The organism is Pectobacterium versatile, assembly GCF_003932035.1.
GTDB lineage: Bacteria > Pseudomonadota > Gammaproteobacteria > Enterobacterales > Enterobacteriaceae > Pectobacterium > Pectobacterium versatile.
The window spans coordinates 539,621-552,655 of the sequence record NZ_CP034276.1; the positions used below are offsets into that span (position 1 = coordinate 539,621).

17 protein-coding genes are annotated in these 13,035 nt (G+C 46.6%); 5 read left to right on the plus strand and 12 right to left on the minus strand.

Annotated features, from left to right (window positions below):
• Positions 1 to 7 precede the first annotated feature (7 nt).
• The 3 genes from EIP93_RS02450 to EIP93_RS02460 all read left to right on the plus strand — a co-directional run bounded on the left by EIP93_RS02450 (position 8) and on the right by EIP93_RS02460 (position 3,232).
• Positions 8 to 1,735, plus strand: a complete 1,728-nt coding sequence (locus tag EIP93_RS02450) for a thiamine pyrophosphate-dependent enzyme (RefSeq protein WP_125232225.1) — start codon at positions 8 to 10, stop codon at positions 1,733 to 1,735.
• A 9-nt stretch (positions 1,736 to 1,744) separates the two neighbouring features.
• Positions 1,745 to 2,209 (plus strand): MEKHLA domain-containing protein, encoded by a 465-nt coding sequence (locus tag EIP93_RS02455; protein ID WP_125232226.1) that lies wholly within the window; start codon positions 1,745 to 1,747, stop codon positions 2,207 to 2,209.
• A gap of 408 nt (positions 2,210 to 2,617) precedes the next feature.
• Entirely contained in the window at positions 2,618 to 3,232 is a 615-nt protein-coding gene (locus tag EIP93_RS02460) for a YagU family protein (protein WP_103861526.1), read from the plus strand.
• 208 nt (positions 3,233 to 3,440) lie between these two features.
• On the opposite strand, the gene EIP93_RS02465 is transcribed toward EIP93_RS02460, so the two are convergent.
• From EIP93_RS02465 to rhaT, 6 genes are all read right to left on the minus strand, one after another.
• Positions 3,441 to 3,902 (minus strand): DUF4265 domain-containing protein, encoded by a 462-nt coding sequence (locus tag EIP93_RS02465; RefSeq protein WP_125232227.1) that lies wholly within the window; start codon positions 3,900 to 3,902, stop codon positions 3,441 to 3,443.
• A gap of 112 nt (positions 3,903 to 4,014) precedes the next feature.
• The gene (locus tag EIP93_RS02470; protein ID WP_125232228.1) at positions 4,015 to 4,401 is read right to left on the minus strand and encodes an Imm10 family immunity protein; all 387 of its coding nucleotides are present in this window, start codon (positions 4,399 to 4,401) and stop codon (positions 4,015 to 4,017) included.
• Positions 4,402 to 4,551: 150 nt separating this feature from the next.
• Positions 4,552 to 4,929 (minus strand): hypothetical protein, encoded by a 378-nt coding sequence (locus tag EIP93_RS02475; RefSeq protein ID WP_125232229.1) that lies wholly within the window; start codon positions 4,927 to 4,929, stop codon positions 4,552 to 4,554.
• 52 nt (positions 4,930 to 4,981) lie between these two features.
• The gene (locus EIP93_RS02480; RefSeq protein WP_219600713.1) at positions 4,982 to 5,383 is read right to left on the minus strand and encodes a hypothetical protein; all 402 of its coding nucleotides are present in this window, start codon (positions 5,381 to 5,383) and stop codon (positions 4,982 to 4,984) included.
• Positions 5,384 to 5,454: 71 nt separating this feature from the next.
• Positions 5,455 to 5,838, minus strand: a complete 384-nt coding sequence (locus tag EIP93_RS02485) for a DUF2750 domain-containing protein (protein ID WP_103942030.1) — start codon at positions 5,836 to 5,838, stop codon at positions 5,455 to 5,457.
• Between the two features lie 111 nt (positions 5,839 to 5,949).
• Positions 5,950 to 6,984 (minus strand): L-rhamnose/proton symporter RhaT, encoded by a 1,035-nt coding sequence (gene rhaT / locus EIP93_RS02490; RefSeq protein ID WP_103942028.1) that lies wholly within the window; start codon positions 6,982 to 6,984, stop codon positions 5,950 to 5,952.
• Between the two features lie 325 nt (positions 6,985 to 7,309).
• Here rhaT and EIP93_RS02495 point away from each other — a divergent pair, with 325 nt between their 5' ends.
• On the plus strand, positions 7,310 to 7,816 hold the full coding sequence (locus tag EIP93_RS02495) for a TIGR00645 family protein (protein ID WP_012822286.1): 507 nt from the start codon (positions 7,310 to 7,312) through the stop codon (positions 7,814 to 7,816).
• 94 nt (positions 7,817 to 7,910) lie between these two features.
• Positions 7,911 to 8,948 (plus strand): NADP-dependent oxidoreductase, encoded by a 1,038-nt coding sequence (locus tag EIP93_RS02500; RefSeq protein WP_103861519.1) that lies wholly within the window; start codon positions 7,911 to 7,913, stop codon positions 8,946 to 8,948.
• Positions 8,949 to 8,998: 50 nt separating this feature from the next.
• Here the strand turns inward: EIP93_RS02500 and EIP93_RS02505 are convergent, their stop codons facing one another.
• From EIP93_RS02505 to ubiI, 6 genes are all read right to left on the minus strand, one after another.
• Entirely contained in the window at positions 8,999 to 9,301 is a 303-nt protein-coding gene (locus tag EIP93_RS02505; protein ID WP_125232230.1) for a DUF2645 family protein, read from the minus strand.
• A 69-nt stretch (positions 9,302 to 9,370) separates the two neighbouring features.
• Positions 9,371 to 9,676: a DUF2645 family protein gene (locus EIP93_RS02510; protein ID WP_125232231.1), complete on the minus strand. Its 306-nt coding sequence runs from the start codon at positions 9,674 to 9,676 to the stop codon at positions 9,371 to 9,373.
• Between the two features lie 116 nt (positions 9,677 to 9,792).
• The gene (locus EIP93_RS02515) at positions 9,793 to 10,221 is read right to left on the minus strand and encodes a hypothetical protein (RefSeq protein WP_125232232.1); all 429 of its coding nucleotides are present in this window, start codon (positions 10,219 to 10,221) and stop codon (positions 9,793 to 9,795) included.
• On the minus strand, positions 10,221 to 10,874 hold the full coding sequence (locus EIP93_RS02520) for a hypothetical protein (protein WP_103972308.1): 654 nt from the start codon (positions 10,872 to 10,874) through the stop codon (positions 10,221 to 10,223). The genes EIP93_RS02515 and EIP93_RS02520 overlap by 1 nt, the downstream gene beginning before the upstream one ends.
• 115 nt (positions 10,875 to 10,989) lie before the next feature.
• Positions 10,990 to 11,469, minus strand: coding sequence for an Hcp family type VI secretion system effector (locus EIP93_RS02525; RefSeq protein ID WP_125232233.1), 480 nt, complete (start codon positions 11,467 to 11,469; stop codon positions 10,990 to 10,992).
• A gap of 344 nt (positions 11,470 to 11,813) precedes the next feature.
• Complete coding sequence (gene ubiI, locus EIP93_RS02530) at positions 11,814 to 13,025, minus strand: FAD-dependent 2-octaprenylphenol hydroxylase (protein ID WP_125232234.1); 1,212 nt, start codon at positions 13,023 to 13,025, stop codon at positions 11,814 to 11,816.
• Positions 13,026 to 13,035 lie beyond the last annotated feature (10 nt).

Sequence of the window (13,035 nt, forward strand, 5' to 3'; positions counted from 1 at the left end):
GGACGGCATGAGACATCCAGCATTTAATGACGTCAAATCAAATGGATATTCGCGCCTGTTTGATTTTCTCTCCGAGTCTGGCGTGATGCTCTATACGGGCGTCACAGGCGGCGGGGTCATTCATTTTGTTAAAGGCATTCATCCCGTTGACTGGTCGGCTCAGGATAAAACCGGATTTTTAACGCTAGGCGAGTACAGCGCAGGCTTTGTTCCGCTGGGCTATTACCTCGCCAGCGGGAGGCTCGCGGCAGCGGTGGCCACCACGGGAGCCGCAACGAAGTTGCTAGGATGTGGACTCAGCGATGCCAAGCTGCATGATATTCCTGCTGTCTATCTGGTCGCACTATCGGGGAAAGATACGGAAGGTCTGTTACCGTTACAGGATACGTGGGAGCACGGTAGCAATATTGTTCAGCAGTTGCGGGCCGAGCTGCCTGATTCGGTTTTCGTTCTCGATGATCCGCAGACGATAAATGAAAAACTGAGGTTGGCAGCGGCGCAACTGAATAACGCGAAGCCGGTGGTGTTGGTGTTAGTGCACCATGCGCTGATTGAGGCCACCGGCGTGAATTCTCTTCCTCCTGATTCACGACCCGCTTTTGCCTGTGGCGATCTCGGGGACGTTGTTGATCGCTTTCGTCAGGCGGTGAGGGGGAAGCGCGTGGTGATGTTGGTTGGGGAGGAAATGGCGCGTTATCCCAATGCGCCAGCGTTGACGACCCAGCTCGCTGTACACCTGCGTGCGGCAACGGTGTGGACGATCAATGGCGCAAATGCCGTCAGTCGAGAGAATCCGTATGGTTACGGTTATATCGGTTTTGGCGGAAATGATTGTGCGACGACGCTTTATGCATCGCTGAATAACAACGATGTTCTGCTGATTCTGGGAGCGAGCCCAGATGAGTATTCGGTAAATTTACAGCCTTTTACCGCTGGTGAAACTTTCTACCTAAGCAATATTACGCAGGCCTATGGCCAGATTGAGGGCGGCTTTCAGCACCGAGCTTTGGGGCACTATCACCATATTCATGGACCGCTCGATCAATCGCTGCGCAGGCTGATTGCGGTTGCGGAAGCGTGCCCATTTGCCAACACGGGGGCTGAACCTGCGCCGCAGAACCTAAATCATCATGCCTTTTCTTCCCCGCGTCAGGGTTACGCCAATATGGTGGCGCTATATCAGCGTCTGGATAGCTGGTGGCCCGCGGACTCCGTTGGGTTTGATGATGTATGCCTTGCGTATAAAGATCGCCAGTTCGTGACGCAGCGTCCTCATCCCCACATTCGTTTCTACTCGTTTTACCGTGGCTCGGCGATGGGCGGCGCATTTGGCGCTGCTGTGGGTGCGAAGCTGGCTCTGTCTGAACACGCGGTCTTTTTATTTACCGGCGATGGCTGCTTTCGCCTGTTTTCTGGAGCATTAGGAGAAGTGCGGGAATTGGGGATTGTCATTTTCCTGCTAAACAATGAGAGCCTGGGTATTGTGGCGCAAGGGTTACCCAAAATCCTGCCTGAGGTCGTGCCAGAGTATTATCACGCTGGCGTGTGTTCTCTCGACTACTGCGCGATTGCTAAGGCCTGTGGTTGGGATGCGGAGAAGCTTCAACCCGATCTCGCTAATTTAGAGGATGTGCTGGTCAGAGCCGGCGAAATTGGGCGACCTTCGCTATTGATTGAGGTGCCTGTTGATGCGCATCAGCTTCTGGGGAGTAATCCACGCTTACGAAACCTTTAAGGAGCGATTATGTCACTCACATTGCTTGAGAAGATTGATTCGTGTTACCTGGCTCAGAGTGGTTCCCTATTACCTTCCCCTGCTGATCTTGCCGATCGCGACAGATGGCTGCATGAACAGGCGCCTTATAGTGTACTAGCCCAAGGAATGGGAGGCGATCCTCTCTTTATCTATGCCAATCGCTTTGCGCTTGATTGCTTCGGATATAGCGAAGCAGAAATGCTGGCACTGCCTTCACGGCTGAGTGCTGAGACATCTTTGCAGCCAGCCCGGCAGAAGTTTCTTGAAAATGTATCTCAGCAAGGGATTGTCTATGGCTACAGCGGAATTCGAGTCAGAAAAAATGGCCAGACGTTTCCGATTTATGGCGGCGTAGTCTGGCAGCTACGTCGTCAGGATGGGACATCATGGGGAATGGCGGCATTATTCTGGCGTGAAGAGCATCAGCGTCCGGATTGGTTCCGGCAGAATTAAGGAAGAGTAAGACGGGAGTCTGGGGTGAGGTGTGCTGGATTCCTGCATCCCATCAACCCATGTTGCAGGCTGAATATCAGTATGGTGCAGCGTGAAATTATGAGTTACTGAACTGTTAGTATTTTACATAAAAATAACCGAAATGTTTTTATTGGAGAATTATTATTCGTTTTTATCGGAGGAAATATACATTTCGGACACGTTAGAGAATCTGGTTTTTCAATTATTGAGTAAAAATTTCACAAAAAATAAACGCATGGTTTCTTTTTTTATTTTTTATAAAATTTAAAACGGCGTTCCTAATAACAAAATATACTAGAGAGATTGTTCGATATATCAATTAACCTCTTTATAAGTAGATGATGTCTATGTAAGACTATAACCTTTAATGGTTAGATTGGTAAAAAAATGAACTTTTTTGAACAAACATCTCCATCTCGGAGACGCTATGGATTAGCTGCTTTTATTGGTTTGATTGCAGGTATTGTTTCATCTTTCGTAAAATGGGGCGCAGAAAATCCGCTTCCTCCACGTAGCCCTACTGATATGTTTAGCGGTGCTTGCGCTCCTGAATCACTGATTAGAGCGGCAGAACACATTGATTGTTCTCGTAATTTTCTTAATCCGCCCTACATTTTTTTACGCGATTGGCTCGGCGTTGTTGACCCTAATGCGGCTGTTTATACCTTTGCCGGCCATGTATTCAATTGGGTTGGTGTGACGCACATTATTTTCTCTATTATTTTTGCTGTAGGTTACTGTGTTGTTGCAGAAGTATTTCCTAAAATAAAATTATGGCAAGGTCTGCTGGCTGGTGCGCTGGCTCAATTATTTGTCCATATGATTTCATTCCCATTAATGGGCCTCACGCCGTCTCTGTTTGTTCTCCCTTGGTATGAACATGTATCTGAAATCGTAGGCCACCTCATTTGGTTCTGGTCTATTGAAATTATTCGTCGTGATTTACGTAATCGTATGACCCACGAACCTGATCCAGAATTTCCTTTGAATGCTTCACGATAGGCTGTGATTTTATTTTAGATCATGTGAAAGAGTGCGATGCTTATTATTTAAGTGTCGCACTATTAATGAATCGTGAAAAAATTAGCCGTAAACATTGAAGTCCATTCCAGAACGCCTTGAGGATCTCTCAGGGCGTTTTTGCTTTCCTGGAAAAATGCCGCTGATCTTAACCATGAACGTTTTCACTTGAGGGCTAGTCGATGGGCGCTTAACTATCCAGCCACCAATTTAAAAGCGTTTCGTCTTCATCGTCGTCAATATTCTTATAAATGTTCGCGAAGTACCATTGAACCCCTGTTTTTTCGCGAAAGGCATCGAAAACGTCGGCAATCTTATCCATCCCATTTCTGGCAGGAACGGCCAACGTCAAGTTGGCTTGATATACACCGTCTAAGGTTCCATTTAATTGGCTAACCACATCATGCTCTAAACGGGTAATGTCTTCGGGGGGAAGGTAATCGGCATAGATGTGAATGCAAAAATTACCGCCTCTTTGCAACACTTCTGGATGGGCATGTTTGTCTTGAATTCGGAAGATATCCCCGCGTGCCAAATTTAACGCAAGGCCGGGAGAAGACAGCAATTCGTAAGTGTCCCTCTCGATTTCTCGGACAGGCAGCACTTCAAAGGTTGGCCCATCGTTATCTGCTACGTATACATGAACTAACATAGGTGATTACCAATACCTGAATCGGTGAAGTAAAATGACGCTCGATGTTAGCTAAAACCGTACGCTCTCTATCTTGTTTTCCGCGCACCCTTTTATGTATCGAGGGCTGTTGCTATGACCGAGAGACGTGTGTTGGCGTATCGATAAATATTTCCCGAAGCGAGGCTTCAATTTCGTTAATCTCTCCCAACTGAGGCGAAATCTCTATCTCAATCGTTTCTATTTCTTTGCACCAGCTCGTCGTGCCTGAACACGTAAAAATGATTTTGTTTGTCGCAATCAAGACAGCATCAATACCGCCATACCCAGCCACGCCTGGATTGCCAATCTCAATATAATAAGTATCTTGGCCCAGTTCTTCATCTTGCTCGTCAGGTTCTTCTGCCCGTTGCAAAATGAGAAAATGTTGTGGGTCATCTTCATTGTCTGCGAATCCAACCGTCAAAACGCCCTCTTCAGAGGACGAATCATAATAGGCTGCCGGAAATCTGACGCTCATGGTTTTCTCCTGCTGTTTTACTTGTGAATATTTGAAATTTATCGCTCACCAAGATTGCGTCTGGCGATTCTGATGACGGCTTCTTCCGTGTCCGATCTATCATATTCATTTTGTTGGAACTTATCACGCAGGGGGACGTTCCTGACGATGTCAGAGCGGATTGAGTAATGTGTTGAGGCGAAAAGCCTCGCTGAGTTCTACTTCACTCTCCACATCCCCATCTTCAAAGCATTTGAACGGTTTCCCGCTTAGGGTTTCTCGCATAAGTACGTACAAATCGACAGATTTAACGTTAACCTGAAGCCACAGCGAGCTATCGTCCTCATCGATCAGGCGGATGTCATATTCAGCACGATTGTTTAGGGATGTGTCTTTCAAATAGACATCGCCGTTTTCGGCGCGAATGCAGGTTTCACTGTGTTTAATCGTACTCATGACATCTTGGGCTGCCGAGGCATCATCAAAGACTAACCTGTACTCATAGCTCATGTTCTGATTGACCTGCTCACTAATTTTCAACTTCTTCATCCGAACGACATCTCAATATTTTTAGAATATTGGGCACTGCATTTCTTTTCACCTAACACTCAGGCAGGTCGATATTATTTTTGGACAGAATCAAGGCTATCTTCGTAACAAACTCAGCCGGAAGCGTTGTTGGTGCCCCGTACATATCCACGATTCCGACCTCCACTACGACATCAACAAGATAAGAGAATGTTTCAATATCCTGTGGTGAGATCGATAGGATAAGATCTTGTGGTATATCATCTCCCCGCCCATTTAGCGGCAGCAACGCGCCTTTCCTTTCCCATTCAGCCAGACTGCCACTCTCTGGGTAATGATTAAGATGAGCTATCAACGCGCCGATCGATGGGTGTTGAATTAATTTTGCGTTGCAATAGGCCTGCAAACAGGCGGAAGCATAGCGTTGCAACTCTCTCGGGGAAAGCCTGTCTATTTCGTTAAAAAACGCTGACATCGTCATTCCCCTTTTCTCATTTCCACAAGATTCAAATAAATGTCTCTCGGGATAAATTGTAAACTGAACGGTCACTCGTATTGTTCACATTCATCTTTAATGGCGTGCAGTAAGGTTGCAGGAGGAATGAAAAAACCGTGTTCACTTGGAATGGGGAAAATCTGACATATTCTACCGTCGTTCTGCATCCCAGGGAGCCAACGTGATAGGAATTCGTTTAACTCAATGGCTTTTGCTGTGAATCCAGCCCATTCATCATTAGCGCACAGTGTGGCAAAATTTTCCTCAGGCCAGAAGGGAATCGCCATTTTCTGATCGGATATCGCCGTTGCCCATCCCTCATTAAATAATCCCCAGACAATTTCAAAATCAGTAATCTTACGGATAAAGTAATCACACCTTTCTTGTGAATCTAAACGATAAATATTTTCAATTTTTTTAGGGTGCGCGCTCACCAGAGATCTCCAGTTTTCTGTTTTTCATGCTAATCAATCTTTATCTTACTCGTCGGAATTCCATCGCGTTCGGTACTCGCTTTGGTAGCACCGAACGCGATGATAAGGTGCTTACACGGCCATTCCTAGTCCGACGATATTCGCCGCCAGAATAATGACCATGCCGCCGAGAACCAGTACGCGTACTGGCTTCTGGCCAACGGCCTTCCACTCTTTAAACAGTAGACCGACGATGCCGCCGCACAGTACGTAGAAACTCATGTGCAGCATCCAACTGATGTAGGTGTAATCAGCCGGAATGTTGGCGTGTCCCCAGGCGTAGAAGAAAAATTGCAAATACCACATGACGCCGCCCAGAATAGCGAAGAGCGCGTTGGCAATCAGTAACGGTTTGGCCTGTGCCAGATCGGCTTTTAATGAAATGCCCTTGCAGGTTGCCAAACGGATGAAGCAGAAACCCAGGTTGACGATGGCACCACCGCCCATAATCACTACGTAGCTGGGGAGTGCGACATACAGCGCATTGATCCCCAGCGTTTGTGCTGCGGTGTGCATGGGTTTCGCGGCATCCATCGCAAAGGACATGCCTGCGGAGAAGATGCCGCACATCACGGCCAGAATCAGCCCTTTTTTCAGGTTGAATTCCTCGGCGCGAATACCGAGTGCTCGCTCTTTCAGTAAGCCGGCATAGCTGACAATGGCGACGCCAATGACTGCGACCAGCACGCCCAGTAGCGTCATGCGTCCGCCCGCTGAACCAAACAGAATGGAGAACTTACCTTGCAGGACGGGTGTCATCAGCGTACCGATAATCAGCGTCACGCCAATGGCGATACCGATGCCCATCGACATGCCAAGGTAGCGCATCGTCAGGCCGTAGTTGATATTACCGATGCCCCACATCGCGCCGAAGAGAAAAATGGGGAGTAGGGTCGCCATATCGAACGAACCGTAATAACGCCAAAAATCAGGCAGTAACCACCAACTGATACTCCAGGGCAGGATAATCCACGAGAAAAATCCGCCCAGTGACCACATGGTTTCCCACGACCAGTTTTTGACTTGCTTAAACGGTGCATAAAAACAGGCCGCGCTGGCCGCACCGATGAAATGCCAGAAAATACCAAGGAAAATAGGATCGCTCATTCGTAACCCCTTGTTTTACTTTGTGGTAAGCCTGTATTCGGCTCTGAATGTAGAGTGCAGTGTATGATTGCTGCCAGACCTGCTGGCGCTAGACAGTGTAGGAAGGTGAAAAAGGGTGAACCTTCAGATGCGTGCCACGAGCGGCAGGAGGACGGCATCGGTTTGAAGGTGAGTGCAGGCCGGATCACAAAACGCGGAAATCATCGCTGGGGGCACGGCAGGGCAGAGCATTCTGTAAATGGTGCATTCTGCTCAAGAATTGATTAACACCACAGCAGGACTTTTCGCTATTATTTCCCTCTTTTCCACCTGCATATAGTGAGTTATGGAACGTTTTATTGAGAATCTGATGTACTCATCGCGCTGGCTGCTTGCCCCTGTTTATCTCGGGCTATCGCTGGGTTTGCTGGCGCTGGCGATCAAATTTTTCCAGGAGGTGTTCCACGTCCTGCCTAATATCCTGGATATCGCTGAAGCCGATTTGGTGCTGGTGTTGCTGTCACTGATCGATATGACGCTGGTCGGCGGATTGTTGGTGATGGTCATGCTATCCGGTTACGAAAACTTTGTTTCGGCATTGGATATCACCGAAGGCAGAGAAAAGCTGAGCTGGCTTGGTAAGATGGATTCTGGTTCGCTGAAAAATAAAGTTGCCGCCTCGATTGTCGCTATCTCGTCGATCCATCTGCTGCGCGTGTTCATGGATGCCCGTAATATCCCGGATAACAAGCTGATGTGGTACGTGATTATCCATTTGACGTTTGTGCTATCTGCACTTGTCATGGGGTATCTGGATCGCATGTCGCGTTACGAAAAAAGCAAAACGGCATAACGAACGCCGCACGGTTTGCGTAGCCAGATGAAAGAACAGATCCTATTGTTAACGAAGTGATTTTATCAACACGCTTTGTTTAACGGAGGATATTATGCCGCAAACCGATCAAATTAACCGCCGTGTGGTTCTGGCTCAGCGCCCGCACGGCGCGCCAACACAAGAGACTTTCCGTCTGGAACAGCAGCCTGTCCCACAGGTCGATTCAGGACATATTCTGCTGCGTACGGTGTTCCTTTCCCTTGACCCTTATATGCGTGGCCGCATGAGCGATGCGCCTTCTTATGCCAAACCCGTCGAACTGAATGACGTGATGGTCGGCGGGACAATCAGCCGCGTGGTGGAGTCAAAACACCCAGATTATCAGGCAGGTGATTGGGTGTTGTCCTACAGCGGCTGGCAGGATTATGCGATTTCTGACGGCAAAGGATTAACGAATCTGGGTCAGTCGCCGACTAATCCTTCCTACGCGTTGGGTGTGCTGGGTATGCCGGGCTTCACCGCCTATATGGGCCTGACGGATATCGGCCAGCCTAAAGCGGGTGAAACGCTGGTGGTGGCCGCCGCGACCGGTCCGGTCGGCGCGACGGTTGGACAGCTTGGGAAATTAAAAGGCTGTCGGGTTGTTGGCGTGGCGGGTGGCGCAGAGAAATGTCGCTATGCGGTTGAGGTTTTGGGGTTTGATGCTTGCCTCGACCACCGAGCGGATGATTTTGCAGAACAGCTGAAACAGGCCTGCCCGCAGGGAATCGATATCTACTTTGAAAACGTCGGCGGAAAAGTCTTTGACGCCGTGTTGCCGCTGCTAAATACCTCGGCGCGTATTCCGGTGTGCGGACTCGTCTCTGGCTACAATGCCACAGGGTTACCGGATGGGCCAGATCGCTTACCGCTACTGATGGGGACGATCCTGAAGAAACGTATTCGGATGCAGGGATTCATTATCTTTGATGATTATGGTCATCGCTTCGATGAGTTCTGGAAGGATGTGTCGCCGTGGGTGGAAGAAGGTAAGATCAAATATCGGGAAGAGATTGTCGACGGGTTGGAAAATGCCCCAGAGGCCTTTATCGGCCTGCTGCACGGCCGAAACTTCGGTAAGCTAGTGGTCAGAATCGGGCCAGATGCCTGATACACCGGACTCGCCGCTGCGGCGGCGAGTTTTGCACTCGACAGAGTATGTTACCAGTACGGGCAGATAGTCACGCGTGTATAGAAACTGCCTGAGTAATACATGAGAATAACAAGGTAAGTAATTATTCTTGGTGGCGTCCGTTTGACTAAAAGAAAAGGAATAGACAAAGGGATGATAATGAAATTTGAAAAACTCTCAGCATAGCTTCTCGGATTTTCACAAAAGCTTTTAAGTGATCTGTCGCCAAATAGCCATTCATATTCTATTGATGAAAAAGCATGAATTAAAAAAAGGCATAGGACAGAATAAGCATAAAAATAGATATTATATTTGTGGTTTTTACTAATCATGCTTTCACGTTCCTTTTTTAATTTTTCTTTTGTATTATATATTTAATCCGTCTATTTCATAGAGATAGTCTAATTTGGACAAAGACTTATTCGCGTATAAAAACGGTATGAATGATACCCAAGGATGATAAGATAAGTAATGACTCTGGGTAGGCTTCTTTTAAAAATAAAAAAAGGGATAGATAAAGGAACGATAATGAAACTGAAAAAGCCATCAGCATCAGCATCAGCATCAGCTTCTGGCACTTCACAGAAATCTGCAACTGAGTCGCCATCTATCATCCATTCATATTCGATGGTAGAAAAAGCATTGATTAAAAAAAGGCATAAAGCGGAATAGGCATAAAAGTAGATATAGCCGATTTTTCTTAACATTTTTTAATTGCCCGATTTATAATTCCTTGTGGGATGGGTTCTAAGCCAAAGGCAGATCAAACGCGAATGTACTCATTTTTTAATCGATTACGCTATTCATTAAATTATAGTGTTAATTATCCTTGTTCCTTAGAGAATATCAACATTAGACATTCGCTTTCTTTTCCTGTTTTATTGTTTTTTTCTTTCGTTTTTACAATCTGAAAATATTCCTGAAATTTCGGGTAATTACCTAAACTAAAACCATCAATTAATGGTATTTTGGTACTTTCAACATAAGAAAGCAATTCTCTGTAAGTCTCATTAATATGGGTTAAATCACAAAGATAGATAGCACTAGTTTGAGGGGTCGCCTCATCACTCGGCCCATAAGAAAAATAATAATTCTTTGATAGCCTCGGCACGTCCCTGATTTCTTTATAGGTTAATGTATAGTATTTAAAAATGTCTTTCTCTGTATAGACGGTATAAGGAACGATGATAAGCCATCCCCAAAAAAATAGCAGGGAAGATAATGAAATGAAGATGGTTAAGATCGTTTTCATTACAATTTAAATCCCAGAAATGTATTCTCATCAATCGTGTTGATAACCAGATCGTTTTCATAAGATGAAAACGGTTTTATAACAGACAAATAAGGTGGTAACGGTTTTTTATAAGGGTAAGCATGCATTTCCGGATCGGGGAAAATGAGTGGTCTGAGTTCATTATTCTTATATCTTCCCACTGGGCCATAGTAATCCCATATTTTAAAAGCATATTCTTTCGATTTTTTCTGACTAAGTGAAATATAGTCTCTGGGAAGAACTACTGAATAAAAACCGACTAAATTGGAAACCAGATCTTCACAGCTAAAACCGCTATCCGTAGCAAGCGAGAACAGGGGATTAGATTGTAACCCTTCAAACTTTAGAGAGACGTAAAACATTATGGAGAGCGCAATAGAACGTTTAGTCTCTATCGATAACCCTCTTTTTATCTTCCATTGCGCATGAACCCCCGTCTGTACACGGCGATAATGCATGGCCTGAGAATAATTAACCAGGAAATATCCTTTGAGTAACGGATTCGCAGGTTCACTGATGAGCTGCCCCCACAAATCCCTCGCATCATCACCTTTTGCGTGGCCTAAATCAATCCACCCAAGCTGTTCGGTATAAATTAAACGCTCATTTTTTATATGTTCTCTTGTTGTCATTCCAATTGACTCCGACTGAAGGTTTTATCATTGAGTTGCCATTTGTTGCTCACTATCCCTCCTCATAAAAAACCATAATGTATTAAAGAAATAATGAGGTGTGTTTTATGGCTTATCAGTACATATTTTCAGTTAATATGCTGTATCCCGATGTACCCGCGATATTGTGCTGGCAGGTAATGCTTTCATAACGCAGGCTCAGGATTTCAAATGGCTGCATGTCGTTATGCGTCAATGAATTGGGATTTTGATTAGAGAGGTTGACAATAGAGGCATCTCTTAATGTGATTGTCATGTAGTTCTCTTGTGTCCCGCTGGCGGAGGTGCGGTAATATCTCAACTCAACTTCCAGCAGTTCATTATTAGCGATGCTGGTTAGGACTAACGGTGTAGACTTATCAACGACTTTGGTCACGGAAAAGGGATGATGATTGACGTGTCGATCTCTTGATAAGTCGTAATTCGTTGCATAAACAAAAATTTCATCCTCGTGACCAGAGATATGTTTATTTCCTACAGAATCGATACTTAAACACCCTTCAGAGATCAGTCCCTGAATTTTTCCGGTGATCTTCATGAAAATAGAATTAGCCATTCGTATCACTCCCTGTTAAAAAATCCTTGTTGGGAACGTTATAACGTAAATCTTGATTGAACAAAAGAAGAACCCGACTCTTTAATAAGAAATATGATTTCAGTCAGAAAGATATCCTTTCCAAAATAATGTAATTTATTGTTTTTAATGGTGATTATCTTTTTGGGTGGGTTTTTATTACTCTGATAATTATTTTTTGATGATGAGTTTATTATATAAATAAAAATAGTGGTCGCTTAAATAACTAGAGGGATGGGTAAAGAGGTTAGCGATTTAATTAAGAAAGAAACGTTATTGATAACTCGCCGCTTAAGCGGCGAGCTTTATTATCTATTCTGGTTTTATTATTTCCCGACGCTAAGCCAGTCTGGCAGATCGTGTAATCCCATTGCCTGACGTACCAGCGTGGGTTTAATGCCGGGCAGTTTGTCCGCTAGCACCAGACCGACATCACGCAGCAGCTTTTTCGCCGGATTGTCACCGTCAAACAGTTCGCGGAATCCCTGCATACTGGCGAGCATCACCGCAGCGCTATGTTTGCGGCGGCGTTCATAGCGTCGCAGATAAAGGTGTTGGCCGATGTCTTTGCCCTGCGCCTGTAAGCGCTTCACTTCCGCAATCAGTTCGGCGACATCCATGAAGCCCAGGTTGACGCCTTGCCCCGCCAGCGGGTGAATGGTGTGCGCTGCGTCGCCGACCAGCACCAGCCGGTGTGCCGCAAAGCTGCGAGCGTAGCGTCCGGTCAGTGGGAAAGTCTGACGTTCGCTTTCCAGTTCACACAGCCCCAAACGCATATCAAACGCCATAGCGACCTGACGATTGAATTCTTCGGCAGGTAAGCTCTGCATCGCCTGAGCCTGTTCCGGTGAAAGCGACCAGACAATTGAACAAAGGTGGGGTTCGTCCAGCGGCAAGAACGCCAGAATACCGTCGCCGTGAAACGTCTGACGCGCAACGGACTGATGAGGGTGTTTAGTTCGAATATTGGCGACCAGCGCGTGATGGCCGTAGTCCCAAAAGGTCAGTGGAATATCCGCATGCTGACGCAGCCACGAATGGGCGCCGTCCGCAGCGACGACCAGCCGGGCGGTCAGCATGCTATCGTCCTGCAACGTAATGAAGGCGTCGTTCTCACCCCAGGCAACCTGTTTTAACGATGCGGGGGAGAGCAGGGTGATGTCGCTTAACTGAGCGGCGCGTTGCCACAGTACCTGCTGAATCACCGGATTTTCAATGATATGCCCAAGATGGGAAAAGCCGAACTCTTCGCCGCTAAAGCTGATTTTACCGAAGCTGTCTTTGTCCCATACCTGCATATCGTTGTAAGGACTGACGCGTTGCGCCACGAGATTTTCCCAGACGCCGATATGGCGCAGGAGGCATTCGCTGGCGGCATTAATGGCGGAGACGCGCAGGGCATAGTCTTTCCCGAGCGGCTGAGGTTCGGCCACCTGTTTCTCCAGCACGGCGATACGCAGGCCGCTGCCCTGTAAGCCGCAGGCTAGCGCCAGACCGACCATACCGCCACCGGCAATAACCACGTCGAATGATTGCATTTCCGTATTT

What these genes read in the sequence shown, in the direction of transcription:
- EIP93_RS02450 (WP_125232225.1), top strand. Translation starts at nt 8, where the DNA reads ATGAGACATCCAGCATTTAATGACGTCAAATCAAATGGATATTCGCGC.
- EIP93_RS02455 (WP_125232226.1), top strand. Translation starts at nt 1,745, where the DNA reads ATGTCACTCACATTGCTTGAGAAGATTGATTCGTGTTACCTGGCTCAG.
- EIP93_RS02460 (WP_103861526.1), top strand. Translation starts at nt 2,618, where the DNA reads ATGAACTTTTTTGAACAAACATCTCCATCTCGGAGACGCTATGGATTA.
- EIP93_RS02465 (WP_125232227.1), bottom strand. Translation starts at nt 3,902, where the DNA reads ATGTTAGTTCATGTATACGTAGCAGATAACGATGGGCCAACCTTTGAA.
- EIP93_RS02470 (WP_125232228.1), bottom strand. Translation starts at nt 4,401, where the DNA reads ATGAGCGTCAGATTTCCGGCAGCCTATTATGATTCGTCCTCTGAAGAG.
- EIP93_RS02475 (WP_125232229.1), bottom strand. Translation starts at nt 4,929, where the DNA reads ATGAAGAAGTTGAAAATTAGTGAGCAGGTCAATCAGAACATGAGCTAT.
- EIP93_RS02480 (WP_219600713.1), bottom strand. Translation starts at nt 5,383, where the DNA reads ATGTCAGCGTTTTTTAACGAAATAGACAGGCTTTCCCCGAGAGAGTTG.
- rhaT (WP_103942028.1), bottom strand. Translation starts at nt 6,984, where the DNA reads ATGAGCGATCCTATTTTCCTTGGTATTTTCTGGCATTTCATCGGTGCG.
- EIP93_RS02495 (WP_012822286.1), top strand. Translation starts at nt 7,310, where the DNA reads ATGGAACGTTTTATTGAGAATCTGATGTACTCATCGCGCTGGCTGCTT.
- EIP93_RS02500 (WP_103861519.1), top strand. Translation starts at nt 7,911, where the DNA reads ATGCCGCAAACCGATCAAATTAACCGCCGTGTGGTTCTGGCTCAGCGC.
- EIP93_RS02505 (WP_125232230.1), bottom strand. Translation starts at nt 9,301, where the DNA reads ATGATTAGTAAAAACCACAAATATAATATCTATTTTTATGCTTATTCT.
- EIP93_RS02510 (WP_125232231.1), bottom strand. Translation starts at nt 9,676, where the DNA reads ATGTTAAGAAAAATCGGCTATATCTACTTTTATGCCTATTCCGCTTTA.
- EIP93_RS02515 (WP_125232232.1), bottom strand. Translation starts at nt 10,221, where the DNA reads ATGAAAACGATCTTAACCATCTTCATTTCATTATCTTCCCTGCTATTT.
- EIP93_RS02520 (WP_103972308.1), bottom strand. Translation starts at nt 10,874, where the DNA reads ATGACAACAAGAGAACATATAAAAAATGAGCGTTTAATTTATACCGAA.
- EIP93_RS02525 (WP_125232233.1), bottom strand. Translation starts at nt 11,469, where the DNA reads ATGGCTAATTCTATTTTCATGAAGATCACCGGAAAAATTCAGGGACTG.
- ubiI (WP_125232234.1), bottom strand. Translation starts at nt 13,025, where the DNA reads ATGCAATCATTCGACGTGGTTATTGCCGGTGGCGGTATGGTCGGTCTG.